At 73.0% G+C, this 25,089-nt stretch carries 15 protein-coding genes and 1 pseudogene; 11 read left to right on the top strand and 5 right to left on the bottom strand.

Annotation, left to right across the window (positions count from 1 at the left end; translation table 11 throughout):
- Nucleotides 1–12: 12 nt before the first annotated feature.
- The 5 genes from KIS93_RS28635 to KIS93_RS28620 are packed head-to-tail and all read left to right on the top strand — an operon-like array spanning nt 13 to nt 8,370.
- Nucleotides 13–1,731, top strand: a complete 1,719-nt coding sequence (locus tag KIS93_RS28635; protein WP_080044775.1) for a fatty acyl-AMP ligase — start codon at nt 13–15, stop codon at nt 1,729–1,731.
- Nucleotides 1,724–4,468: an MMPL family transporter gene (locus KIS93_RS28630; RefSeq protein ID WP_155128954.1), complete on the top strand. Its 2,745-nt coding sequence runs from the start codon at nt 1,724–1,726 to the stop codon at nt 4,466–4,468. The genes KIS93_RS28635 and KIS93_RS28630 overlap by 8 nt, the downstream gene beginning before the upstream one ends.
- Nucleotides 4,374–5,696 (top strand): MFS transporter, encoded by a 1,323-nt coding sequence (locus tag KIS93_RS65735; RefSeq protein ID WP_230466599.1) that lies wholly within the window; start codon nt 4,374–4,376, stop codon nt 5,694–5,696. The genes KIS93_RS28630 and KIS93_RS65735 overlap by 95 nt, the downstream gene beginning before the upstream one ends.
- Nucleotides 5,697–5,726: 30 nt before the next feature.
- Nucleotides 5,727–7,019 (top strand): glycosyltransferase, encoded by a 1,293-nt coding sequence (locus KIS93_RS28625; protein ID WP_080044777.1) that lies wholly within the window; start codon nt 5,727–5,729, stop codon nt 7,017–7,019.
- A gap of 52 nt (nt 7,020–7,071) precedes the next feature.
- Nucleotides 7,072–8,370 carry a hypothetical protein gene (locus KIS93_RS28620; RefSeq protein ID WP_080044778.1) on the top strand — a complete coding sequence of 433 codons (1,299 nt, stop codon included), beginning with the start codon at nt 7,072–7,074 and terminating at the stop codon, nt 8,368–8,370.
- A gap of 220 nt (nt 8,371–8,590) precedes the next feature.
- On the opposite strand, the gene KIS93_RS28615 is transcribed toward KIS93_RS28620, so the two are convergent.
- The 4 genes from KIS93_RS28615 to KIS93_RS28600 all read right to left on the bottom strand — a co-directional run bounded on the left by KIS93_RS28615 (nt 8,591) and on the right by KIS93_RS28600 (nt 12,977).
- Nucleotides 8,591–9,934, bottom strand: coding sequence for an ABC transporter substrate-binding protein (locus KIS93_RS28615; RefSeq protein ID WP_080044779.1), 1,344 nt, complete (start codon nt 9,932–9,934; stop codon nt 8,591–8,593).
- A gap of 26 nt (nt 9,935–9,960) precedes the next feature.
- Complete coding sequence (locus KIS93_RS28610) at nt 9,961–10,839, bottom strand: carbohydrate ABC transporter permease (protein ID WP_080044780.1); 879 nt, start codon at nt 10,837–10,839, stop codon at nt 9,961–9,963.
- Complete coding sequence (locus KIS93_RS28605; protein WP_222107649.1) at nt 10,839–11,675, bottom strand: carbohydrate ABC transporter permease; 837 nt, start codon at nt 11,673–11,675, stop codon at nt 10,839–10,841. Before KIS93_RS28605 ends, KIS93_RS28610 begins: the two co-directional genes overlap by 1 nt.
- A gap of 147 nt (nt 11,676–11,822) precedes the next feature.
- Nucleotides 11,823–12,977 carry an ROK family transcriptional regulator gene (locus KIS93_RS28600; RefSeq protein WP_186404496.1) on the bottom strand — a complete coding sequence of 385 codons (1,155 nt, stop codon included), beginning with the start codon at nt 12,975–12,977 and terminating at the stop codon, nt 11,823–11,825.
- A gap of 156 nt (nt 12,978–13,133) precedes the next feature.
- On the opposite strand from KIS93_RS28600, the gene KIS93_RS28595 reads away from it, so the two are divergent.
- The 3 genes from KIS93_RS28595 to KIS93_RS28585 all read left to right on the top strand — a co-directional run bounded on the left by KIS93_RS28595 (nt 13,134) and on the right by KIS93_RS28585 (nt 16,750).
- The gene (locus tag KIS93_RS28595) at nt 13,134–15,257 is read left to right on the top strand and encodes an alpha-galactosidase (RefSeq protein ID WP_080044783.1); all 2,124 of its coding nucleotides are present in this window, start codon (nt 13,134–13,136) and stop codon (nt 15,255–15,257) included.
- A 120-nt stretch (nt 15,258–15,377) separates the two neighbouring features.
- Nucleotides 15,378–15,710, top strand: a complete 333-nt coding sequence (locus KIS93_RS28590) for a hypothetical protein (protein WP_080044784.1) — start codon at nt 15,378–15,380, stop codon at nt 15,708–15,710.
- 14 nt (nt 15,711–15,724) lie between these two features.
- A complete protein-coding gene (locus tag KIS93_RS28585) occupies nt 15,725–16,750 on the top strand; it encodes a protein-L-isoaspartate O-methyltransferase family protein (RefSeq protein ID WP_080044785.1) in 1,026 nt (341 codons plus the stop codon).
- Nucleotides 16,751–16,792: 42 nt separating this feature from the next.
- Here the strand turns inward: KIS93_RS28585 and KIS93_RS28580 are convergent, their stop codons facing one another.
- On the bottom strand, nt 16,793–17,917 hold the full coding sequence (locus tag KIS93_RS28580) for an alpha/beta hydrolase (RefSeq protein WP_230465756.1): 1,125 nt from the start codon (nt 17,915–17,917) through the stop codon (nt 16,793–16,795).
- Nucleotides 17,918–18,098: 181 nt separating this feature from the next.
- Here KIS93_RS28580 and KIS93_RS65730 point away from each other — a divergent pair.
- The 3 genes and pseudogenes from KIS93_RS65730 to ccrA all read left to right on the top strand — a co-directional run.
- Nucleotides 18,099–18,284, top strand: a pseudogene (locus KIS93_RS65730) (hypothetical protein); the annotation flags it as partial.
- Nucleotides 18,285–18,397: 113 nt separating this feature from the next.
- Nucleotides 18,398–23,755, top strand: coding sequence for a type I polyketide synthase (locus KIS93_RS67650; protein ID WP_281261980.1), 5,358 nt, complete (start codon nt 18,398–18,400; stop codon nt 23,753–23,755).
- Nucleotides 23,752–25,044 (top strand): crotonyl-CoA carboxylase/reductase, encoded by a 1,293-nt coding sequence (ccrA, locus tag KIS93_RS28570; protein WP_080044788.1) that lies wholly within the window; start codon nt 23,752–23,754, stop codon nt 25,042–25,044. Before KIS93_RS67650 ends, ccrA begins: the two co-directional genes overlap by 4 nt.
- Nucleotides 25,045–25,089 lie beyond the last annotated feature (45 nt).

Genomic DNA, 25,089 nt, shown 5'->3' with positions numbered 1-25,089 from the left:
AGGGGACCAGGCATGCGCGACATGTTGCTCGCACAGGTGGCCCGGTGGGCCCGGGAGCTCCCGCGGGAGCCCGCGTACACGTTCGTCGACCATCTCGGCGGCGGCACCCGGCACACGCTCACCTGGGGGCGCGCCGACCTCAAGGCCAGAGCGCTGGCCGTACGGCTGCGCGAGCTGGCCGGGCCCGGTGACCGGGTGGCGCTGCTCGTGCCGCAGGGGCTCGACTACGTGGTGGCGATGCTGGGCACCCTGTACGCCCGGCTCGTCGCGGTGCCGCTGTTCGCACCCGGGCTGCCCGGCCACGGCGAGCGGCTGGCCGGGGCGTACGCCGACGCCGACCCCGTGATCGTGCTGACCACGACCGCAGCCCTGCCCGGCGTCACCGACTTCCTCGCCACCGCCCAGGCCCCCAAGCACGTGCTCACCGTGGACACCGTCTCCGACCTGCTCGCCGACGAGTGGGAGCCGGCGCCCTTCCACCCCGGCGACCTCGCCTACCTGCAGTACACCTCCGGCTCCACCCGCACCCCCGCCGGTGTCGAGATCACCCACGGCAACCTCACCGCCAACGCCACCCAGCTCTGGGAGCTGTTCAGAGCCACCCCCAGGACGTCGGTCGCGGCCCTGTGGCTGCCGCTCTTCCACGACATGGGCCTCGTCGCCACCGTGGCCATGCCGATGATGGGCGGGAACCAGGCGGCGTTCATGGACCCGGTGGCGTTCGTGATGCGGCCGGTGCGCTGGCTGCGGCTGCTGTCGGAGTTCGCGGACGTGTTCACCGCCGGGCCCAACTTCGCCTACGAGTACACCGCCGCCCGCGTCACCCCCGAGGAGAAGGCCGGGCTGGACCTGTCCGGCGTCCGCGTCATGCTGAACGGCGCCGAGCCGGTGCGGCCCGGCGCGATCGAGGCGTTCGACGCCGCCTTCGCCGGGTGCGGGCTGCGGCCCGAGGCGCACACGCCCGCGTACGGGCTGGCCGAGGCCACCGTCTTCGTCACCGCGACGGGCCGGGACGAGCGGCCGGTCGTCACCACCTTCGACCGCGACGCGCTCCGCGACGGGCGCGCGGTGCCTGCCGCGACGGGCACGCGCCTGGTGTCCTGCGGGCGGCCCTACGGCCAGCGGGTCCGCGTCGTCGGCCCCTCCTCGCGAGCCCTGCCCGACGGCGAGGTGGGCGAGATCTGGGTCCAGGGGCCGAACGTGGCCCGCGCCTACTGGCGCGACCCGGCACGCAGCACCGAGGTGTTCGGAGCCGTGCTGGAGGGGGCCGAGGGGACGTGGCTGCGCACCGGCGACCTGGGCGTGCTGCACGACGGGCGGCTCTACGTCACCGGGCGCATCAAGGACCTGATCATCGTGGACGGCCGCAACCACTACCCGCAGGACATCGAGGCCACCGCCCAGGAGTCCCACCCGGCGATCCGCCGCGACCGCGTCGCCGCCTTCGCCGTGCCCGGCGACGCCGTGACGCCAGACGCGGGAGGGGTGCTGGGGCCTGTGCCCGGAGAGGCGGGGGAACGGGTGGTCGTCGTGGCCGAGCGGTCGCGGGGCGGGGAAGGGGCCGATGCGGGGGAGGTCGCGCGGTCCGTACGGGCGGCCGTCCGGAAATATCACGACCTGTCCGTGCACGACTTCGTGCTGACCACCGCCGGCACCCTGCCGAGAACGTCCAGCGGCAAGATCGCCCGCCAGGCGTGCCTGCGGGCGTACCTGGAGGGCCTGTTTGTTTGAGTTGGCGGGCCGCCTGGTCTACCGGAGCCGCTGGACGCTGCTGGCACTGACCCTCGCGGCGGCCGTCCTCGTCGCGCCGCTCGGCATGGAGCTGTTCGGCCGGATGGCCGACGGCGGCTTCGAGGACCCGCGCGCCGACTCCACCACCGCCGCCCGCTGGACCGACGACTGGTACGGCGGCCACGCCCCCGACGTCGTCGTCCTCTACCGGCACCCCACCGTCAAGGTGCGCGACGCCCGCTACAAGGCCGCCGTGCACGACTCGCTGCGCGCCCTCCCGGCCAGGTACGTGCGCGCGATGGCCACGTACTGGACGACCGGTTCCAAGAACATGGTCTCCCGGGACGGCCACGCCACGTACGCCGTCGTCACCCTCAAAGGCGACGAGCAGCGCGCCTACGCCGCCATCGCCGACCGGCTCAGGAACGTCGAGAACCTCTACGTGTCCGTCGGCGGCTCCGTGCCGCTGCTGACCGAGCTCAACGACCAGACCGCCGCCGACCTCGCCCGCGCCGAGGCCATCTCCATGCCGGTGCTGCTGGTGCTGCTCGTCGTGGTGTTCGGCAGCCTCGTGGCGGCCGGGCTGCCGCTCGTCGTGGGGCTGCTCGCCGTGCTCGGCGCGCTCGTGCTGCTGCGGCTGCTCACCTCGGTCACCGAAGTGTCCGTCTTCTCCCTGAACGTCGTCACCATGCTCGGGCTCGGCCTGGCCATCGACTACTCGCTGTTCGTGCTCAAGGCGTTCAGGGAGGAGATCGCCCGCGGGGCCACCAACGAGCAGGCCGTCGTGCGGACCATGGCCACCGCCGGCCGCACCGTCGCCTTCTCCGGGCTGACCGTCGCGACGGCGCTGCTGGGGTTGCTGCTGTTCCCGCAGATGTTCCTGCGCTCGATCGGGCTCGGCGCCGCCGCCGTGGTGCTCGTCGCCGTCGCGGCCGCGCTCATCGTGCTGCCGGCCGTGCTCGGCGTGCTCGGGCCGCGCGTCAACGCGCTGCGCCTCACCCCCGACTTCGGGCCGCGCCGCGCCGGCGGGCTGTGGCACGCCGTCGCCTCCAGCGTCATGCGCCGGCCCCTCCTCTACCTGGTCGCGGTGACCGTCGCGCTGGTGGCGCTGGCCGTGCCGTTCCTGCACGTCAAGTTCGGGAACGTGGACCACCGCGTGCTGCCCGCGGCCTCCGAGAGCCGCCGCGTCGCCGAAACCCTCGACCGGGACTTCACCCGCAACGCCATGGCCGCGATCGACGTCCACGTCCTGGTCGAACGCACCTTCACCGAACCGCCGCCGCTCCCCGGGCCGCTCGGCCAGGGACACACCCCGATCAGCGCCGTCACCCCGATCAGCCCCCTGGACGTCCGGCCGCTCGTCCGCCGGCTGGAGCGGCTGCCCGGTGTCACCGATGTCGAGGTGGCCGGGCTGTCCCAGACGAACGGGGCCGTCCGGCTCGCCGTCCGCTACGCCTCCGACCCCATGTCCGACGCCGCCCGCGCCCTCGTCCGCGCCATCCGCGCCCTCCCACCCGAGCCGAACGTGCGGCGCGTCGTCGTCGGCGGCCCCACCGCCGCCCAACTCGACCTCCAGGACAGCCTCGCCGCCACCCTGCCGTGGATGGCGCTGGTCGTGTGCTCGGTCACGGCGGTCCTGCTGTTCGCCGCGTTCGGGTCACTCGTGCTGCCCCTCAAAGCCCTGCTGATGAACGTGCTGTCCATCGGAGCCTCGTTCGGCGTCATCGTCTGGGCCTTCCAGGACGGTCACCTCGCCACCGCCCTGCGCTTCACCTCCACCGGCGCCATCGAGGCCACCGTCACCGTGCTCATCCTGGCCGTCGTGTTCGGGCTGTCCATGGACTACGAGCTGTTCCTGCTGTCGCGGGTGCGGGCCGAGTGGCTGCGCACCGGCGACAACACCGCCGCCGTCGCCGCCGGGCTGCAACAGACGGGCGGCGTCATCACCAGCGCCGCCCTGCTCCTGCTCGTCGTCATCGGCGCCTTCTCCACCGCCGGGATCGCCATCGTGAAGCTGCTCGGGGTGGGGATGTTCGTGGCGATCGTGGTCGATGCGACGCTGGTGCGGGCCTTGCTGGTGCCTGCTTCGATGCGGTTGATGGGCGGGGCCAACTGGTGGCTGCCCCGGTCCTGGCGGCGCTTCCACCAACGCATCGACCTCCACGCCCCCGCCCCCGCCCCCGCCCCTGCTCTCGTCGCTGTGACGCCGCCCGACACGGGAGCGCCACGTGCCATCGCGCCGCCGCCCGCAAGCACCGCGCCTGCAAGCACCGCGCCTGCAAGCACCGCGCCCGGGAGCGCCGTGTCCGGGAGCGCCGTGTCCTCGGGTGCCTTGCCTGAGGAGGTGCCGTTCGTCGTGACCGTCAAGGGGCGGCCGGCCGTCTTCGGGGCGGACACCGATCCCGTGCCGATCGCCGTCCCGCCCCCTGAGGTCGCGCGACCCGCGCTGCGGGCGCACCCGTACGATCCCGCGCGGCGTACCGAACCGGAGGGTGGCGGGGAAGGGCGGCGGGCCGGCTGGGTGCGGGTCGTGGAGCGGCGCGCGCGGGAGGTGCGGCCGTTGCCCGGCGGCGGGTGGACGTGGGTGGAGTGGACGAATGAGCAGCCTGGCCGTCGGCCGGGCGGGGCGGCGGGCCACCCGGGTGTGGCCGTTGTTCCTCGTCACGGGGCTGGCCGGTTTCCTGACCACGCTGGACAACACGGTCGTCACCGTCGCCGTCCCCAGCATCCAGCGTGACCTCGGCGCGAGCCTGGCCGCCCTGGAGTGGGTGGCGACCGGGTACATCCTGACGTTCGCGGGCCTCATGCTCGCCGGCGGCCGGCTGGCCGACGTGCACGGGCACCGGCGGGTGCTGGTGGCGGGGCTGGCGGTGTTCACGGTGGCCTCGCTCGGCGCGGGGCTGGCGGGGTCCGTCGAGGTGCTGGTGGCGGCGCGGCTGGCGCAGGGGGCGGGGGCGGCGTTGATCCTGCCCGCGACGCTCGCCGTGCTGGCCGGGCGGGAGGAGCGGCAGCGGTCGATGGGGGTGGCCGTGTGGATGGCGTCGGGGGCGGCGGCGCTGGCGCTCGGGCCGGTGGCGGGCGGTTACGTCAGCCAGCATGCGCACTGGAGCTGGGTGTTCCTGGCCAACGTGCCGCTGGGCGCGGTGATCATCGTGCTGGCCGCCGTGGCCGTACCGACCGGCGAGGGTGGCGCGGGCGGCGGGCGGGAGCTGGATGGGGGCGGGGCGGTGGCGTCGGTGGTGTTTCTGGGCGCCGGGACCTACGCGCTCATCCATGGTGGCGCCCACGGGTGGGCGTCGGTGCCGGCCGTGGTGGCGCTCATCGTGTGTGCGGGTGGCGGGGCGGCGTTCGTGGTGGCCGAGCGGCGGGCTCGGGAGCCGATGGTGGAGCTGGGGTTGTTCAGGGTGCGCAGCTTCGCGGGCGGGGTGGCGGCTCAGGTGCTCTGGGGGCTCGGGGTCAACGGGGTGTTCTTCTACACGGCGATCTTCCTGCAAGGGGTGCTCGGGTTCACGCCGACCGACTCCGGGGTGGCGTTCGTGCCGCTGGCGTTGCTGGTGGTGGTCGTCACGCCGGTCGTGCCGCTGGTGGAGCGGTGGCTGGGCGCCGGGCGGACGGTGGCGGCCGGGCTCGTGCTGGTGGCCGGGGGGATGGCGCTCGCCGCGACGCTGGAGGCCGGGGACGGGTGGGGGCGGTTGTTGCCTGCCGTGTGCGCGATCGGGGTGGGGTCGGCGCTGACGATGCCGCTCGGGTCGGCGGTGCTGGGTGCGGTGCCGGAGCCGAGGGCCGGGGTCGCGGGCGGGATCTTCTCCGTGAGTCGTGAAATTTCGGGACTCTTTGGGATCGCTGCCGTCGGCGTGGTCGTGCACGCCTCCGGAGACTTCGCCACCGGCTACGCGGCCGGGCTCCTGGCAGCGGCGGGGCTGGTGCTGGCCGGGGCGCTGATCAGCCTGGTCACGCTGCCATGAGGGTGCTGCCATGAGGACGGGGGCGCCGGCGTGAGGGTGGCGGTGCTGGCGTTCGGGTCGCGAGGGGACACGCAGCCGTGCGCGGCGCTCGCGGCGGAACTGGCCGCGCGCGGGCACGCGGTCACGCTGGTCGCGGCCGCCCGCTACGCCTGGCTGGCCGAGCGCGCCGACCGGCACGCCTGGCCCGCCGGACGCGCCGACCGGCACGCGCACCCGCGCCTGGTGGGAGGTGCCGGCCGAAGGAGCGGGGTGGCGTTCGTGGGGCTCAGCGTGGATCCGGTGGCGGTGGTGGAGAGTGAGGAGGGGCAGAGGTGGTTGCGGAGCGGGGCGCTGGGGTTCGTGCGCGGGTTCAGGACCGTGGTCGAGCCGATGGCCGCCAGGCTCGTCCAGGAGGTGGACGCCGCCTGTGCGGGTGCGGAGCTGGTGCTCGCGCCGGCCCTGGGCGCCTTCGGCAGGCACCTGCACGACCGGTACGGCATCCCGTACCGAATCCTGCAGTTCCAGCCCGGCGAGCCGACCCGCGCGTTCCCCAACCCGCTGGTGCCGTTGACGACCCTGGGGCCGCTCGGGAACCGGGCCAGTTACGCGGTGGTGGAGCGGCTCGGCTGGCTGGTGCTCGGGCGCATGGTGAACCGGCTGCGGTCGGGCGTTCTGGGGCTGGGGCCGTTGCGGGGGAGCCCGTTCGTGGCGGATCGGCGGGCGCGGGTGCCGGTGTTGTGCGGGGTGAGCCCGCTGGTCGTTCCTCGGCCTGCGGATTGGCCGGAGCAGGTGCATATGACCGGCTATTGGCGGCTGCCGGGTGCGGCGGAAAGGGCGTACGGCGAAATTGAGGATTTTCTGGAAAGCGGGCCGGCGCCGGTTTTCGTGGGGTTCGGGAGCATGGTGCCGGATGAGCCGGAGCGGTTGGCGGCCGAGGTGACCGCGGCGTTGCGGCGGGCGCGCGTGCGGGGGGTCGTGCAGGGGTTGCCGGTGGAGGAGGGCGACGATCTGCGGGTGGTCGGGGAGGTGCCGCACGAGTGGTTGTTCCCCAGGATGGCGGCGGTCGTGCACCACGGCGGGGCGGGGACGACGGGGACGGCGCTGGCGGCGGGGGTGCCGAATGTGGTGTGTCCGTTCTTTTCTGATCAGCCGTTCTGGGGCAGGCGGGTGGCGGCGCTCGGAGTGGGGTCGCGGCCGCTGCCGGTGACCCGGCTCACCAGGGACAAGTTGGCGGCTCGCCTGATCGACATAAGTGAATATCGGGAGAACGCCGTACGACTGGGACGGCTACTACGTGTTGAGCATGGCGTGAAGAACGCCGTAGATCTCATTGATCGTGCTTGATCGTCCGGATATTGTTCATATGCCCACGATCACCCCCTGGAAGTTAGGTGCCATGAGACGGCGGCTACGGCAGGTCTTCATCATCGGTCTCACTCTCTCGCTGCTGGGCATCGGTGTCCCCGCGCATGCGGAGGACGGCGACAGGAACTGCAACGACGAGCTGCCGCCCGGCACCCCGTCCTATGTCGTGTGCACCTGGCTGAACACGCCGGAGGAGGCGCTGGACACGGCGCTGTTCTGGCTGGGCAACGACGGCGAGAACATGGAGAACGCCGCGCCGATCCCGCCGATCATGATCGACTGCGGCGAGGAGGGCAACTCCTGCCCGACCGACGCCGAGGGTGACGGCCAGCTCCACGACGTCGACTCCCCCGACGTGCCGGGCGCCGAGGACGGCGGCACGCCCGAGTGCCAGAACGGCGAGCAGTGCTACGTCGACCCGAACACGATCACCGCCGCCGAGAAGACCGCCGCCCAGGCCACCCCGGCCGGCCAGGCCACGCAGACCATGGCCCAGACGCAGACCACCATGCGGGTCTGGATCGACACCGAGCTGGCCGACGACTACAAGGCCGGCAAGCTCGCCGAGGCCGCCAAGAAGGTCGCCGCGCTGGTCGCCACGCAGCCCGGCGTCGTGGGCGTCCGGTTCACCTCGCAGCTCGGCTACAACCAGACGTTCGCCACGGCTGACGAGCTCGACACGTTCGTCTCCGAGGCCGCGACCACGCTGCGCACGCTGCTGCCGGGCAAGAAGCTGGCCGCGCACACGGTGGTGCCGGTGCTCGGCTGCGGCGCGGACACGAGCTGCACGGCCGAGCTGACCAAGAAGTACCCGCTGCTCGACCCCGAGCGCATCGGCGCCTGGCTGAGCAAGGGCTACATCGACCAGCTCGCCCTCGACAGCGGCCACCTCGCCACCGAGTACGCCACCTGGAAGATCGACGCCGCCACGGCCCAGCGCAACCAGTGGGCGCAGGTCCAGGCCCGCGCCTGGGACGCCTACGCGCAGATCGCCGCCGAGGACGCCTCCTTCGCCGCTGCCGGCTCCTCCGCGCTGACCGAGGAGCAGGTCACCAAGGCCATCGCCGAGCGCATCGCCGCGCCGCTGCGCCAGGACGCCGCCGAGACCGTCACCCTGTGGACGCGCTGGCAGAACGACCAGGGGCAGGTCAGCCGCGTGTACGGCGAGAAGTGGGCCGCCAACACCACGTGGGAGCAGCTCAAGAAGCTCGGCACGATCAAGCCGCGCCTGGCCACCGTGTACGACCCGGCCCACCCCGAGGTGGACCTGGCCACGGACCTGAAGAACCTGTCGGAGGTGTTCGGCCAGGTGTACCTGCACACCTCCTGAGCCGCTGACGCGCAAGCGCGAGAAGGCCGGGCGCCGCCCCACCGACGGGGCGGCACCCGGCCTTCCGGTTTCCGTGACCGGTTCACCGTGAACCACGCGGATGGCCCACTTCGCGCACGTCACGGCGGTCAGCCGGGGAGCCGGAGGAGCGTTGCCCTGGATGGAGGCCCGCCACGTGCGGGGGTGGGGTGACGTGGGCTGTGCCGTAAGGAATAAGGATTTACCCGAAGAGCCCGTTGACGGTGGCGTTCGCCTGGTCGAGCGAGTTCACGTCGGCTTTGAAGGAGAAGATGGCGTCCATCGTCTCCGTCATCGTCGCCGTGATGTCCGCCCAGTGCTCGGCGATCGGGGCCAGGTGCGTCGTGCCCTGCTCGACGTGCATGGTGAACGGCTTGACGTCGATGCCCGCGTCCTTGAACGCCTGCTCGGCCTTCACCGTCGCCGTCTTGATCGCGGGGAACACGATGGCCTCCTTGGCGACGATGTCCTCCTGGCAGGCGGGTGAGCCGAGGAACTTCACCCACGCCCACGCCGCGTCCGGGTTGTCGCTGGTGGCGGAGATGTTGTCGGCCAGGCCGTTGAAGAGGCTGGCCCGCTTACCGGTCGGCCCGATCGGGGTGGGGGCGAGGGCGGACTTGACGCCCTTCAGGTTCCAGTACGTCTTGGTGTTCCAGCTTCCCTCGGTGACCATCGCGTACTTGCCCGCCCCGTACGCGTCGATCTGCCCGACTCCGGAGCTGACGATGTCCATGGTCGGCATGTACCCCTTGTCGATGAGCGAGGTGAACCACTTGATGGTCTCCTTGAACTTGGGGTCGGCGTAGTTGAACGTCGTGGGCCACGGGTTCTTGTCGCCGTACTGCCACCCGTTGCTCATCGCGTACATGCTCCACTCGGTCTGGCCGAAGCCGGCGCCGCTGCCGTTCAGGCCGAGGCCGTAGGTGGCGACGTTCTTCTTGTCGAAGCCGGGCTCGTCGCCGCGCTTGCCGTTCTTGTCGACGGTGAGGCGGGCGATGACCTTCTCGTACGTGCCGCCGTCCTGCGGGTTCCAGCTCAGCTCGGCCATCTCCTCCGGCTTGATGCCGGCCTTCTTGAGCAGGTCGGTGTTGTAGATGACGGCCACGGTGTCGAAGTCCTTGGGCAGCCCGTACCGTTTGCCGTCCTTGGCGACCCACAGGTCGGCCAGGCCGTCCTGGTAGATCGACAGGTCCACCTTGTCCTTGGTGACGTATTCGTCCAGGGGGAGGATCTGGCCCTGGGCGGCCAGCTCGGGGTAGCGGGACAGGTGGCCGACGAACACGTCGGGGGCGGTGCCGGAGACGAAGGCGGTGGTCAGCGTGTTCCAGTAGTCGTCCCAGCCGTACTGGGTGATCTTGACGGTGTATTGGGGATTCGCCTTGTGGAAGGCGTCGGCGCACGCCTGGTACTGGGGCTGCTGGGCGGTGTCCCAGAGCCAGTAGTCGATCGTGACGGGGCCGGCGGCGGCCTGCTCGGGCTCCTCCTGGGCGCCGCATCCGGACAGCAGCAGCACCGCCGCGCCCGCGACGGCAAGACAACGCTTCATCACAACAGGACCTCTCGAATGGGGGGTTATTTGACGCCGGTGTAGCCGATGGAGTCGATGACGCGGCGGCCCAGCACGGCGAACAGCGCCATGATCGGCAGCGCGGCGAAGAGGGTGGCGGCCATGAGGCCGGCCCAGTCGGGGCTGCCCTGCGGCGTCTGGGAGCGGAAGATGCCCAGCGCGACCGTCAGCACCCGGACGTTCTCCGCCTTGCCCACCAGCAGCGGCCAGAAGTAGTCGTTCCAGCTCGTGATGTACGTGAGGATGGCCAGCGTGGCGATCGGCCCCCGGCTCATGGGCAGCACGATGCGGAAGAACGTGCGCACGTGCCCGGCCCCGTCGATGCGGGCCGCCTCCTCCACGCCGGCGTTGATGCCGAGGAAGAACTGCCGCAGGAAGAACACCGCGAACGGCGTCATGAGCAGGTGCGGCAGCACGATCCCGAGGAACGTGTTGAGCAGCCCCAGCTCCTTGATCAGCACGAAGTTGGGCAGCGTGGTGAAGATCGGCGGCACCATGAGGGCGGTGACGAAGAGCGTGAAGACGGCGTTCCTGCCGGGCCAGCGCAGCCGGGCGAAGGCGTAGGCGGCCAGCGCGCCGAAGAAGACCTGCCCGGCCGTGGTGATCGTGGCGACGACGATCGAGTTGCGCAGGTAGAGCCAGAAGTTGACGGTGCCGCTCGACCCGCCCTCCGCGACCGCCTCGGCGGTGCTCGACAGGCCGAGCACCCGGCGGTAGGCGCCGAGCGTGAAGTCCACGGGCAGCAGGTCCGCGGCCCCGGCGGCGAGCGCGCGGGTGTTGGAGAAGGACGTGCGCAACATCCAGTAGAACGGGAACAGCGTCACCAGCATGACCAGCACGAGCACCGCCCAGCCGGCCACCCGGCCCCACCTGACCCTGGCCATCACGACCCCCTCAGATCGGACTCGCCGGCGCGGGAGAGGCGCAGCTGCACGTACGCGATGCCGGCGAGCAGCACGAACAGCACGGACGACAGCGCGGCGGCGTAGCCGAAGTTGAACCGGTTGAACGCCAGGTCGTAGATGTAGAAGTAGATGACCCTGGTGGCGTTGATCGGCCCGCCCGACGTGGTGACCGCGATCGTGTCGAAGACCTGGAACGATCCGATCACGCTGAGCACCATGACCAGCGCCATGACGGGCCGCAGCAGCGGCAACGTGACCCGCCAGAACGTGCGCCACTCGGAGGCGCCGTCGATGGCGGCGGCCTCGTACACGCTGGGCGGGATCATCTGCAGGCCGGCGAAGATGAGCAGCGCGGTGTAGCCCATGTGCCGCCAGGTGTTGATCCCGGCGATGGTGGGGATGGCGAGGTCGGAGCCGAAGAACGCGACCCGGTCGAAGCCCAGCCACTCGATGACGTTGTTGACCACGCCGAGCTGGAAGTCCAGCATCCAGAACCAGACGAGGGCCACGACCACGTTGGCGACGAGGTAGGGCAGCAGCACGATCCCGCGCACCACCATCGACTTCGTCAGCCGGTAGAGCAGGACGGCCAGCAACATCGAGATCACCGTCTGGGAGACGATGTTGAGCACGACGTACTCGGCGGTGACCTTCAGCGCGTTCCAGAACAGCCGGTCGCCGAACAGCTTCTCGTAGTTCTCCAGCCCGATGAAGCGCGGCGGCGTGAGGACGTTGTACCTGGTCAGGCTGAGGTAGGCGCCGCGGACGGCGGGCCACAGGTAGAAGAGCGCGAAGCCGATCGCGGCGGGGAGCACGAACAGGACGGCGACCGGCAGGTCACCGAGACGGCGTCGCAGAGGGGGCGGAGGGGTGGGTTCTGGCACTGTCCCGGGCGGAGTGCGGGGGGCGGCGCGGACGGTATCACTGGTCAACTGACCTCCTAGTGCCCGCCGGCGGGTGGTTCAGCGGTGCAGCAGCAGATGCTGGAGAGCGGTGACGGCCGCTCCCCTGGCCCACTCGTTGAAGGCGAAGGGCTTGACGGCGACCCGTACGGGACGGGCCGTCCAGTGGGTGTGGGCGGCGAGCGCGGTGTGGAACGCCTGCGCGCACACGTCGTACATGTGGACCGACTCGCCGGACAGGACGACGAGCTCGGGCCCGGTGAGGTTGGCGACGGTGGCGACGACCTGGCCGAGGGCGGCGCCGGCCTCGTCGAGGACGCGGCGGGCGACGGGGTGGCCGTCGGCCGCCAGCGCGAGGCAGTCGTCGAAGGTGAGGTCGGGCCGGTCGATCGTGGTGGCGATCGAGCGGCGGATGGAGGGGGAGGAGGCGTACGCGCGGGCGCAGCCGCGGTGGCCGCGCTCGCACAGGGGGCCGCGGTCGTCGATCTGCAGGTGCCCGATGAGCCCGGTGGCGCCGGACTGCCCGGTGACCAGCCGGTCGCCGACGACGAGCCCGCAGCCGAGGCCGGCCCCCACGGTGACCAGCGCGAACGACGAGTGTCCCACGCCTTCGCCGAACCACTGCTGCACGGCCGTCAGCGCCCGCACGTCGTTGTCGAGCACGGTGGGCACGCCGACGGCCCGTTCGACCAGCTCGGCCAGCGGTAGCTGGCTCCAGCCGAGGAACGGCGAGGTGTGCACGACGGGGTCGGTGGGCGTCGCGGTGCCGGCCAGGCTGATGCCGACCCCCGACAGGGGGCGGCCCGGCACGGTCAGCTCCTCGACGGCCTCGGTGATCCGGCCGAGCACGTGGTCGATGTCGTGGCCGGCCAGCGGCCTGGACGTCTCCGCCTGCACGGTGGCGGCCAGGTCGGTGCGGACGGCGAACAGCTCGTCCGCGGTGAGCTTGATGCCGGCGAACGACATGCGGGAGGCGTCCACCTGGAGCGGCTGCGAGGGGCGCCCGACGGTGGCCGGGCCCTCCTCGCCGCTGGCCTCCAGCAGGTAGCCGGCCTCGATGAGCGGCCTGGTCAGCTTGGTCAGCGCGGACGGCGACAGGGCCAGCCGCCGTGCCACCTCCGCCCTCGACAGGGGGCCGTGCACGAGCAGCTCGACGAACACGGAGCGCATGGCGTCGGTGAGGCGCACAGGGTCCGTGGCGGTGTGTGAGAACACGAGGGCCATGGTTGGGGTTATTTGTTCGCGTTGTCAAGTAAAGCCGTGGTATGGATCACAGCTTTCTGCACGACGGAGAAAGGGTTCATTGACCACGTGCATTAAAGCGGGTTAGTCTCCAGCCGCCTGATCGATCCAGCAGCTCGGGGGACGCCGATGCCTGTAATCCCGCTCGACGACCACCATTGGGCGCTCACCACGCCCGCCTCCACGTACGTCATAGGCGTGGAGATCGACCCGGACACCGGGGAGGCCGCGCCGCGGCAGACGTACTGGGGCCCCCGGCTCCCGGACGAGGCCGCGCGGCAGGTCACCGGCCTGCCCAGACGGCACGTCTCCAGCTTCTCCACGCCCGGCGAGGTCGAGGAGCTGCTGCCGGTGGACGGCGGCAAGCGCTGGGGCGTGCCCTCGCTGCAGGTCGCGTTCGGCGACACGCGCTCCCTGGAGCTGCGCTTCGCCGGAGCGCGCCGGCACGACGAGGGCGGCGGCGCCGAGCGGCTCGACGTGCTGCTCGCCGACGCGCACTTCCCGTTCGAGGTCGTGCTGTCCCTGCGGGTACGCGACGACACCGACGTCATCGAGCGCTGGACCACGGTCAGGGCCGGGACGCAGGCCGTCGTCACGCGCCTCGACTCCGGCAACTGGTTCGTCCCCGACGCGCCCGGCTACCGCTACAGCGGCGTGTTCGGCGCGTGGGCCGAGGAGTCGCAGCTCCAGCGCGGCCCGCTGCCGGTCGGCGAGCTGGTCTTCACCAGCCGCCAGGGCATCACCAGCCACGTCGCGAACCCGTGGGTGATGATCGACGACGGCGCGGCCACCGAGGAGCACGGCGAGGTCTGGGGCGTCGCCCTGGCCTGGAGCGGGAGCTGGCGCCTGACGACCACGCACCGGCCGGAGGGCGGCGTCTGCGTCTCCGGCGGCTTCGGCCACGACGGATTGCGCTGGACGCTCGCGCCCGGGGAGGAACTGGTCACGCCGTCCGTGCTGGGCCTCTACTCGCCGGGCGGGTTCGGCGGGGCGAGCCGGGCCTGGCACGCGTACGCCCGCGGGCACGTGCTGCCGACCCCCGCCGAGGAGCGGCCGGTGCTCTACAACTCGTGGGAGGCCACGACGTTCGCCGTCACCGAGGCGCACCAGCTGGAGCTGGCCAAGACCGCCGCCTCGATCGGCGTCGAGCTGTTCGTGATCGACGACGGCTGGTTCGGCCGCCGCGACGACGACACCACCTCGCTGGGCGACTGGTTCCCCCACCGCGAGCGCTTCCCCGACGGGCTGCGCGGCATGCTCGACGGCATCCGCGACCTGGGCCTGCGGGTCGGGCTGTGGGTGGAGCCCGAGGGGCTGAGCAAGGAGAGCGAGCTGTACCGGGCGCACCCCGACTGGGCGCTGCACCTGGAGCACCGGCGCCGAGACGAGAAACGCGGCCAGCTCGTGCTCAACTTCGCCCGCGACGACGTCCGCGCGTGGGCGCTCGGCTGGCTCGACACGCTCGTCACCGAGCTCGGCCTCGACTACCTCAAGTGGGACATGAACCGGCCGTTCACCCAGGCCGGCTGGCCCGAGCGGGGCGCCGGCCAGGACCATGTCTGGATCGAGCACACGCGCGGCGTCTACCAGGTCATGCGGGAGCTGCGCGGGCGGCATCCTGGGCTGCGCATCGAGTCGTGCGCGGGCGGCGGCGGCCGGGTCGACCTCGGCATCATGCGCTACACCGACGAGGTCTGGCCGTCCGACAACACCGACGCCCGCGACCGGCAGACCGTCCAGCACGGCTTCTCCCAGCTCTACCCGGCCAGCGCCATGTCCGCCTGGGTCACCGACTCGCCCAACCCGACCACCCGGCGCGCGATGCCGCTGCGTTACCGCTTCCACGTGGCGATGGCGGGCGTGCTCGGCGTCGGCGGGAACCTGTCGGAGTGGACGGCGGGCGAGCTGGAGACGGCCGCCGAGCTGATCGCCCAGTACAAGCGGGTCCGCAGGACCATCCAGCAGGGCGCCCAGTACCGGCTGGCCGGCACCCCCGGGCAGGAGCGCTCCGCCGTCCAGTACGTGCTCGGCGACCAGGTGGCCGTGCTCGTCTACAACCCGCTCGGCAACGCCAAGCGCGGCCCGCGCACGCTCCGGCTGGCCGGGCTCGACCCGGACGCCGTGTACGAGCTGGAGTCCGACGGCTCCCGGTGGTACGGCGCCACCCTCATGGGCGCCGGCATCAGGCCCGCCGCGTGGGCGCCCATCGGCGCCGACCACCGCAGCGAGCTGGTCGTGCTCAAGAAGGTGTAACCGGGCCGCGAAAGCGCTGAGTGGACCTGTTCGGCCGTGGTGGCGCGTGCGACTTTGGGAGCGGGGCCGGGTCACCGCCCGCGCCGGGGTTTCACACATCGCGCGAAGGGGGAATCAACCATGGCTGAGAACTTTGAGGAGCTGCCCGCTCCGTCTTCCGTTCGGCTGATCGACTTCGAGGAGGCGAGAGTCGTCCCGGGCATCGTGCCCAACTCGTTCATCCTGATCGTCAGCGGCACCAAGCCGTATCTCAACATGACAGTCAGGCTCTCCCCGCTGGTCTACATCCGTCAGCCGGAATTCTGGGGGATCGAGGTCGTCGGCTCGCTGCCGGGCGTCGGCCTTCCCGCCACGGCTCCCTACACGGTGTCGCTGCCGCTCGACGGCATCCTCGGCACCGAGGGGATCGAGGTCATCGGGGCCACGAAGAAGAAGGAGATCAAGGTCCCCTAGGAGGTATCTCTCGTATGACGCAGGCGCGGGAGGCGGTACGGCGCGCTCTCGCCTGCGTCGACGAGCCCGCCTACCTCGCTCTCGACGACGGCGCGCGGCTGCCGCAGACCGCCGGCCCCGCCGTCGTCACCAGGATGCTGGAACGGCTGGAGGTCGAGCCCGGGCACCGGGTGCTGGAGATCGGCACCGGGTCCGGGTTCACCGCCGCCGTGCTGTCGCGGCTGGTGCGGCCCGGCGGGCACATCACCTCCATCGACATCGACGCCCGGCTGACCGCGCGGGCCGCCAAGCTCCTCGACAGCGACGGCTGCCGCAACGTGCGGCTGGTCACGGGCGACGGCACGCGCTGGGTCCCCGACTCCCGCTACGACCGGGTGATCGCGTGGGTCGCGCCCGTACGGGTGCCCGACGTCTGGGTGCGGCAGGCCGTGCCGGGAGCGGTGCTCGTCAGCCCCGTCCACCTCGCGCCGCTGGCCCGCGCCATGGCCGTGGTCCGCCTGCGCCGCGGCCCCACTCCCGACCGGCTCGCCGCCGACCTGCTGATGCCGGGCGGCTTCTCCGAGGCCAGGCCCGAGCCGCACGACCACTGGCCGGTGCCGTCCTACGGCGTCGACGCGCTGACCCGCGACGCCGCCGGCCGCATGTGGTGGGTGGCCGCCGAATGGCTGCGCGCCCACGAGCCGGCCGTCGGCATGCGGCTGCTCGAACTCATGATCACCGACGGGTGGCACACCGCCTGGCCCGTCCCCGGCGAGCGCGGCGCCGACCTGCACGCCTACCTCATGGCCGCCCGCCCCGACGGGCTCACCACGGCCGCCCTCGGCGCCCAGGGCTGGGGCGCCGGCTACTCCCAGCCCGACGGCGTGGCCCTGGTCGGCCCCGCCGACGACCTGTTCGTCGCGGGCGCCCCGGCCGCCGCCGAACGGCTCGACCGGTGGGCGCGCGAATGGCGCGAGCGCGGCCGGCCCGGCATGGCCGACCTGGAGCCCCGCCTGCACCGGCGCGGCTCCGGCTGGGACGTCCGCGCCGTCGTCCCCTAGGCTCGGGTCCCCTTGGCTTGGGGACGTGCGGGCCCGCGCTTCCTAGGCTCCCAGCGCCTTGCGGATCATCGGGTACGAGCTCTTGAACTCCCTGATCCAGTACGGCCACGTGTGCGTGCCGTTCCCGTACAAATGGAGCGTGTGCGGGATGCCGAGCCCCTTGAGCCGCTTGCTCAGCGCCTTCGCCGTGTACGCCGAGATCGGCTCGCCCAGATGCGCCGGATGCCACGGCGAGCCCGGCGGGTCCAGCGGGCCGTTGAAGCTGTTGGTGCCGCTCGACAGGTAGAGGCTGACGCCCTTGAGGTTCGCCGCCAGGGCCAGGGGGTCGTTGGCGGCCCACACCCGCTTGTTCCGCTTGGGGTCGCCCCACAGGGCGAGGGGATCCTGCTTCTCGCTGGCCTGGGCGTTCATGACGATCTCCGGGATGCCGGGGAGCCTGGTGGCCAGGATGCCGCTGTACGCCCCCGCGAAGCGGAACATGCCGGGGTAGCGGGCGGCGTACTTGACGGCGCCGTACGCGCCCATGGACAGGCCCGCGACCGCGCGCCTGGTGCCGGCCCGGTAGCCGACCTCCAGCAACCGGCGCACCTCGTACGTGTGGAACGTGGCCCACGCGGGCGGCCCGCCCCTGCCGCCGTTGTACCAGTCGGTGTAGTTGCCGGCGCGGCCCGCCTCCGGCATGACGACGATGGCGTCCAGGTCGGCCGTATAGGTGGAGATGTCGGTCATGCGGGTCCACGACGTGTAGTCGTCCGCGCCGCCGTGCAGCAGGTACAGCACCGGCCACGTCCGCCTCGCGCCCTTCGACCAGCCCCGCGGGAGGAGCAGGCGGACCGGCAGCATGCGGCCGACCGACGGGGAGGAGATGAGCACGTCCAGCGTGCGGGCGTCGAGACGGCGCTCGCGCACCACGCGGGCCGGGCCCGGCAGCGCCTTCTGCCACGGCAGGTAGCCGGTGTCCTGGGCGGGCTGCGGGGTCGGGCTCGTGCTCGGCTGCTCCGTGGCCGAGCCGTCGGGGGAGAGCGACCAGTCGGGGTCGGCGGCGGCCCCGCTCGGAGCCGCGGACAGGACGAGCACCGGCACCACCACCGCTGCCACCACCGGCACCACCAGCGCCCGCCATCGGCGCAGGGCGGGTCGCATGGTCGGCTGCGTGCTTGAGGACATGGTCGGGCCCCTTCGCCGGGAGTGCACGCGAGGGTAGGCGGTGCGGCGGGGGAGCCGCTATGAGCGTCCGTACGAAAATCCGCCTCCGGTTACGCTCCGCCGGATAAATCATCACGAGCGTGACAAAACCCGGCCGAGGAATGTTCCGTCCGGGCCTGACCCCCGCCCCCGGCCCCTGGGTATGTTGGCCGATCACCCCAGATGCATGGGAGCGCTGATGGACGTACCCGGCGAAGGTGAGATCCGCCGCTTCCTCGTCGAACGGCTCGGCGAGCACGTGGACCCCGACCGGCCCCTGGGCGAGTACGGGCTCTCCTCCCGCGAGTCGGTGGCCGTCGCGGCCGAGCTGGGCGAGCTGCTGGGCCGCGAGCTGAGCCCCACCCTCCTGTGGGAGCACCCCACCGTGAACCGCCTGGCCCGCGCGCTGGCCACCCCCGAGCCTCCCGTACGCGCCGCGCCCCGCCCGGCGAGCCCGTCGCCGTGGTCGGCGTCGGCTGCCGCTTCCCCGGCGCGCACGGCCCCCGGGCGTACTGGGACCTGCTCATCGAGGGCCGCTGCGCGGTCGGCCAGGTCCCCGCCGGCCGGTGGGAGGCGTTCGGGGCGGCGAGCGCGACCGCCACCAGGCACGGCGGGTTCCTCGACGACGTGGCCGGGTTCGACGCGGAGTTCTTCGGCATCGCGCCCGGCGAGGCGGCGGCCATGGACCCGCAGCAACGGTTGCTCCTCGAGACCGCCTGGGAAGCGCTCGAACACGGCGGCATCGCCCCCCGATCGCTGGCCGGCACCCGCACCGGCGTGTGGACCGGCATCTCCGGCAACGAGTACGCCTACCTGACCACCGCCGACCTCGCCTCCGTCGACGCCTGGACGGCCACCGGCGCGGCGCTCGGCATGGGCGCCAACCGCCTGTCCTACCTGCTCGACCTGCGCGGCCCCTCCATGGCCGTCGACACCGCCTGCTCCTCCTCCCTCGTCGCCACCCACCTCGCCGTCTCCAGCCTGCGCGCCGGCGAGTGCGACCTCGCCCTCGCCGCCGGCGTGAACGTCCTGCTCTCCCCCGTGATCACCCTCGCCTTCGACCGCGGCGGCGGCACCGCGCCCGACGGCCGGTGCAAGGCCTTCGACGCCTCCGCCGACGGCATGGTGCGCGCCGAAGGCTGCGGGGTCGTGGTGCTCAAACGGCTGACCGACGCCCTGCGCGACGGCGACCGCGTGCTCGCGCTCGTCGGCGCGACCGCCGTCAACCAGGACGGCCGCTCCAACGGCCTCGTCGCCCCCAACCCCGAGGCCCAGGAGGCGCTGCTGCGGCACGTGTACGGGGACCGCGGCCCCGACTACATCGAGGCCCACGGGACGGGCACGTTCCTCGGCGACCCCATCGAGGCCCGCGCCATCGCCGCCGCCATCCGCACCCCCGTCCTGCTCGGCTCCGCCAAGACGAACCTCGGCCACCTGGAGGCCGCCGCCGGCGTCGCCGGGCTCATCAAGACCGTGCTCGCCCTGCACCACGGCGTCATCCCGCCCAGCCTGCACTTCCGCCACCCCAACCCGCACGTCCCCTGGGACACCTTGAAGGTCGTCACCGAACCGACCGCCTGGCCACGTCCCGACGCGCGGGCGGGGGTGTCGGCGTTCGGCTTCGGCGGCACGAACGCGCACGTCTGCCTGGAGGCGTACGACGTCGGCCCGGATGTCCGTCTGGGCGCGTCCGACATGGGCCCTGGCGCCTCGGCGCGCCCGGTGGGCACCGCCAAGCACGTCTTCCTGCTCACCGACACCACCGAGGCCAGGGTTCGCGACCACGCCCGCGTGCTGGCCGCCTGGCGGCCCGAGTCGGGCCTGCGGGACGTCGCCCACACGCTCGCCCGGCGCGCCGGACGCGGCAGGGCGGCCGCCGCCGTGGTGGCCGCCGACGCCGCCGAGCTGATCGACCGGCTCCACCGCCTCCAGCCCCCACCTGCCACGCAGGGGACGGACGCCGGGCCCGTCTGGGTGTTCGGCGGATACCGGCCCCAGCCGCCCGACCTGGGCCTCTACGACGTCGAGCCCGCCTACCGCCACACCATCGACACCCTCGCCCCGCTGCTCGCCGCCGAGGCCGGGATCGACGTGCACGACCCGCTCCCCTCGGGCGTGGCCACGATCCAGCCGATCCTCTTCGCCGCCCAGCTCGCCCTGGCCCGGACGTGGCGGGCCTACGGGTTCGAGCCGGCCGCCGTGATCGGGCACTCGATGGGGGAGGTGGCCGCCGCCGTGGTGGCGGGCGGGCTGTCGCTGCCGGACGCCGTCAAGGTCATCTGTACCCGCGCCCGGCTCCTCGGCGGGCTCGGCGGCGGCGGGGCGATGGCCGTGGTGGCGGTGGACGCCCACGAGGTGCCTGCCGACCTGCACGTGGCCGTGTACTCGGCGCCCGGCCAGTGCGTGGTGACGGGGGAGCCGGAGCGGGTGGCGGCGTTCGCCGCGTCCGTGGCGGCGCGCGGCCTGTTCGCCCGGACGCTCACCGCCGAGGGCGCCGGCCACTCGCCGCAGGTCAAACCGCTGCTGCCGGTGCTCAGGGAGGAGCTGGCCGGGGTCGCCGGGGGCAAGCCCGTGGTGCCGTACTACTCGGTGGTCTTCGAGGACCCCCGCGAGGCGCCGGTGTTCGAGGCGGCCTACTGGGCGGCCGGGGTCCGGCGTCCCGTACGGCTCATGCAGGCCGTACGTGCCGCCGCCGAGGACGGCTACACGCTCTTCACCGAGCTGAGCCCGCACCCCGTGCTGACCGGCGCGCTGCGCGACACCCTGCCGCCCGCCGCCACCCTCACGACGGGCGACCTGTCCACGCAGCTCGCCACCGCCGCCACCCGCGTCGCCCCGCGCACCTCGGGACGCGTCGTGGACGTGCCGCATTCGCCCTGGCATCACGTCCGCCACTGGGCCGGGCCCGTGCCGCCGTCGCGCCCGGCCGGTCCGGACGGCAGACTGGTCGTACGCGACTGGGTCCCCGAGCCACCACGGGAGGCGGGCCCGTCCCGCGCGTGGCTCATCCTGGCCGATGAGGGGGATGCGCGGGCGGCCCGCCTCCATGCCCTCCTCTGCCCCGCCGCCACCCTCCTCGTGCTGCCCGCCACCTGCCCCGCGCCGCTCCCCGGCGGGCTCGGCCCGGCGTCGTCCGTGCTCGTCCTGCCTCCGCGCGGACTCGACCCGGCCGGGGCGCGGCGGGTGATCCTGAACGTCGCCGCCCTGGCCGCCCGGGGCTGCCGCGTCACGATCGGCACCGAACGGGCCCAGGCCGTCCTGGAGGGCGACCGGCCCGACCCCGGTCCTGCGGCACTGCGCGGCCTGGTGCGGGTGCTCGCCCTCGAACGGCCGGAGCTGCACGCCACGCTCGTGGACTTCGACGACCTCGCCGACCTGGCCACCGAACTGACCGCTGAGCCGGGAGACGACGAGGTGGCCTGGCGGGGCGGGGTGCGTCACGTGGCTCGCCTGCGCCGGGCCGCCGTCCCGCCCGCCCGCCAGGACCCGGTGGGCGGGCCGGGGGCGTACATCGTCACCGGCGGGACCGGCCGGCTCGGCCGGCTCGCCGCCCGCCGGCTGACCGAGCGCGGTGCCACTCGTGTCGTGCTGAACGGCCGGACACCGGCGCCCGCCGAAGGGGTCGCCGAGGTGGTGACGGGCGACCTGGCCCAGCCCGGGACGGCCGAGCGGCTGGTGGCGGCGGCCATGGCGGGAGGGATGCGGCTGCGCGGCGTGATCCACACGGCCGGCGTGCTGGACGACCGCATGGTCACCGACCTGGACGCGGGGAGCCTGGAACGGGTGTGGGCGGCCAAGGTGGACGGCGGCCTGCGCCTGCACGAAGCCACCAAGGCGCTGGACCTGGACTGGTGGGTGGCGTTCTCGTCGGCGGCCGGCCTGCTCGGCTCCCCCGGGCAGGCGGCCTACGCGGCGGCGAACGCCTGGCTCGACGGGCTGTGCGAGCTGCGCCGCGCCGAAGGGCTGCCGGGGATCGCCATCGCATGGGGGCCGTGGGCCGGCACGTCCGCCGGGGCCGCCCTGCCCGCGGTGGAGCCGCTGACGGCGGAGGAAGGGCTTGAGGCCCTGGAGGTGCTCGTCCGGGGCGGGATGTCGGCAGGTGTGATCAAGGTGGACGTGCGGCAAGCGGTCACGATATTTCCGGCCATCGCCCGCATCCCGTATTTCGCCGACGTGACCACCGAACCAACCAGCCCGCCGGGCGGCTTGGCCGGTCTCGCGGGTCGCGCCGACGGTTCAGCCGGTCTGGCGGGTGGCGTGCCCGGTCGTATGGATGGCTCCGTCGGTCTCGCGGAGGGCGCGTCCGGGCCTGCGGGCCGCTTCGGCGGGACTGCGGGCGTGCGGGGCGGGGCCGTCGCCGGGCTGGAGTCTGGCGGCCCGCTGGATCCTGCCACGCTCACCCCCGAGGACGTGCTCGTGCGGGTCAAGGAGCGGGTGGCGGTCGTGCTCGGGATGGGTGCGGACGGGCTGGACGAGAGGACGGCGCTGACGGCCCTCGGGCTGGACTCGCTGGCCGCGACCCGGCTGCGCGGCACGATCGAGCACGACTTCGGCGTCGCGGTGCCCACCACGCTGATGCTCACGGGCGGCACGGTGGGCGTCCTCGCGGGAACGGTCGCGGCCGAGCTGGGCTTGACGGCAGACGTGCCCGCCGTCGCGGCCGGGCTGGACCTGGCGGGTGACGTGCCCACCGTCGCGGCCGAGTTGGGGCTGGCGGCCGACGTGCCTGCCGTCGCGGCGGTGCTGGGTTCGGCGGCCGGAGCGCGTGCCGTCGCGGCGAGGGATGCGGCGGAGCGGCAGGTGGTGCGGGTGCTGGCCGGGCTGCTCGGCCGTGAGCCCTCCGTCACGGACCCCGTCCCACCGGATGTCCTGCCCGAGGCATGCGCGGTGCTGAGCCGCGAGCTGGGCAAGCCGGTCCAGCTCGACGCGGCGGCCGGGATCAGCGCCGCCCATCAACGGGTCGTGAGGGCGGCGGAGCTGGCCGAGGTCGTGCGGGGGCTGGAGGAGGCGGAGGCCGAACGCGGGGTCGTGCGGCGGCTCAATGCCGTGGCCGCCGGCAGGCCGCTGTACCTCGCGCACCCCGCCGGCGGCACCACCGGCGTGTACGCGTTGCTGGCCGACCGCCTCCCCGCCACCCCCGTCCGGGGCCTGGAGCGGCTGGACGGTGCCCTGGGCGTTCCCGAGCGGGCCGAGCGTTACGCCGAGGTGATCAAGGAGGCGGGGCCGGGGCCGTACCGGCTGGGTGGGTGGTCGTTCGGGGGGATCCTGGCGTTCGAGATCGCGCGGCGCCTGGGCGAGGCGGACGTCGAGCTGGTGGCGATGATCGACTCCGGCCTGCCGGACCAGGTGCCGGAGGAGGAGCGGCGGGAGATCGAGGCCCGCCGGTACGCGGACTTCGCGGCTCACCTGCGCCGGACGTACGGCGTGGACGTGCGGCTCGACCCGGCCGAGCTGCGGGACCTGACGGAGGAGGAGCGTGCGGCCGTGGTGAGGGCGCGGATGGCGGGGTCGGGAGCGCTGGAGGCGCTGCCGGGCGCGGTGCTGCGGCACCAGCTGACCTCGCACGAGGACACCAGGGCCATCGAACGGTACCGCCCCGCCGCCCCGTACCACGGCCGGGTCGTGCTCTACCGCTCCACCGAGCCCACACCCTGGACGGTGCGGGACTCCCGTTACGCCCATGAGGACGACCCGGCCAGGGGTTTCGGGCCGTACTGCCCGCGGCTGGAGATCGTCGAGATCCCCGGTTCGCACCATCTGGACCTGCTCGACCCCCCACACGTCGAGATGATCGCCGAGCACCTGGGAGGACTGCTATGACGCTGGCACAGGCAGTGGTGGCAGGCGCGGAGCCCGCCGAGCTGGCGCGCCTGGACGTGCCGACCACCTACCGGGCCGCCCACCTGCGCAAGGACGAGGTGGGCACGTTCGACCCGGACGAGCCGGACAAGGACGTGCGCCGGACGTTGCACGTCGGCGAGGTGCCGATGCCGGAGCTGGCCGAGGACGAGGTGCTGGTCGCGGTGATGGCCAGCGCGATCAACTTCAACACGGTCTGGTCGGCGATGTTCGAGCCGATCCCGACGTTCGCGTTCCTGGAGCGGTTCGGGCGGACGGACCCGCGGCACGACCTGCCGACGCACGTGCTCGGCTCGGACGCGGCGGGCGTGATCGTCAGGACGGGCCGGGCGGTGCGCCGCTGGCGGGTGGGCGACCGGGTGGTGACGAGCCCGGCGTACGTGGACGGCGAGGACCCGGTCGTGCAGCACGACGGGATGCTGGCCGCCGACCTGCGGGCGTGGGGCTTCGAGACGAACTTCGGCGGCCTGGCGGACTTCGCCGTGGTCAAGGCCACGCAGCTGCTCGCCAAGCCCCGGCATCTGACGTGGGAGGAGGCGGCCTGCAACATGTTGTGCGCCTCGACGGCGTACCGGATGCTGGTCGGCGAGCGCGGCGCGCGGATGAAGCAGGGCGACGTGGTGCTGCTGTGGGGGGCGACGGGCGGCCTCGGCGGCTACGGCGTGCAGCTGGTGCTGCGCGGCGGCGGCATCCCGGTGGGCGTGGTCAGCTCGCCGGCGAAGGCGGAGCTGCTGCGCAGGATGGGCTGCCGGCACGTGGTGGACCGGGCGCAGTTCGACGACCTGAGCGACGAGAAGGCGTGGCGGCGGCTGGGCGCGGAGGTCAGGCGGCAGGTGGGGGAGGACCCGGCCATCGTGTTCGAGCACACGGGCAGGGAGACGTTCGGGGCCTCCGTGTACGTGGCCAGGCGCGGCGGCTCGGTGGTGACGTGCGGCTCGTCCAGCGGGTACGCGCACGAGTACGACAACCGGCACCTGTGGATGAAGCTGAAGCGGATCATCGGCTCCCACGGCGCGAACTACCAGGAGTGCCACGAGATCAACCGGCTCATCTCGCTCGGCCTGATCCATCCGACGCTCTCGACCGTGTACCCGCTGGTGGAGGCGGCGGACGCGGCCCGTGCCGTGCAGCTCAACCAGCACGTGGGGAAGGTGGGCGTGCTCGCCCTGGCCCCGGAGGAGGGGCTGGGCGTGGAGGACCACGAGCTGCGCGAGCGGATCGGCGAGGATCGCCTGCGCCTGTTCCGGTGACATGTCCTTGCCCTCTTGCGGAGCGGAGCGCTCCGTTAATAGCAT

Source organism: [Actinomadura] parvosata subsp. kistnae, assembly GCF_900323885.1.
Classification (GTDB): domain Bacteria; phylum Actinomycetota; class Actinomycetes; order Streptosporangiales; family Streptosporangiaceae; genus Nonomuraea; species Nonomuraea composti.
This window is presented reverse-complemented; position numbering and strand designations above follow the sequence as displayed.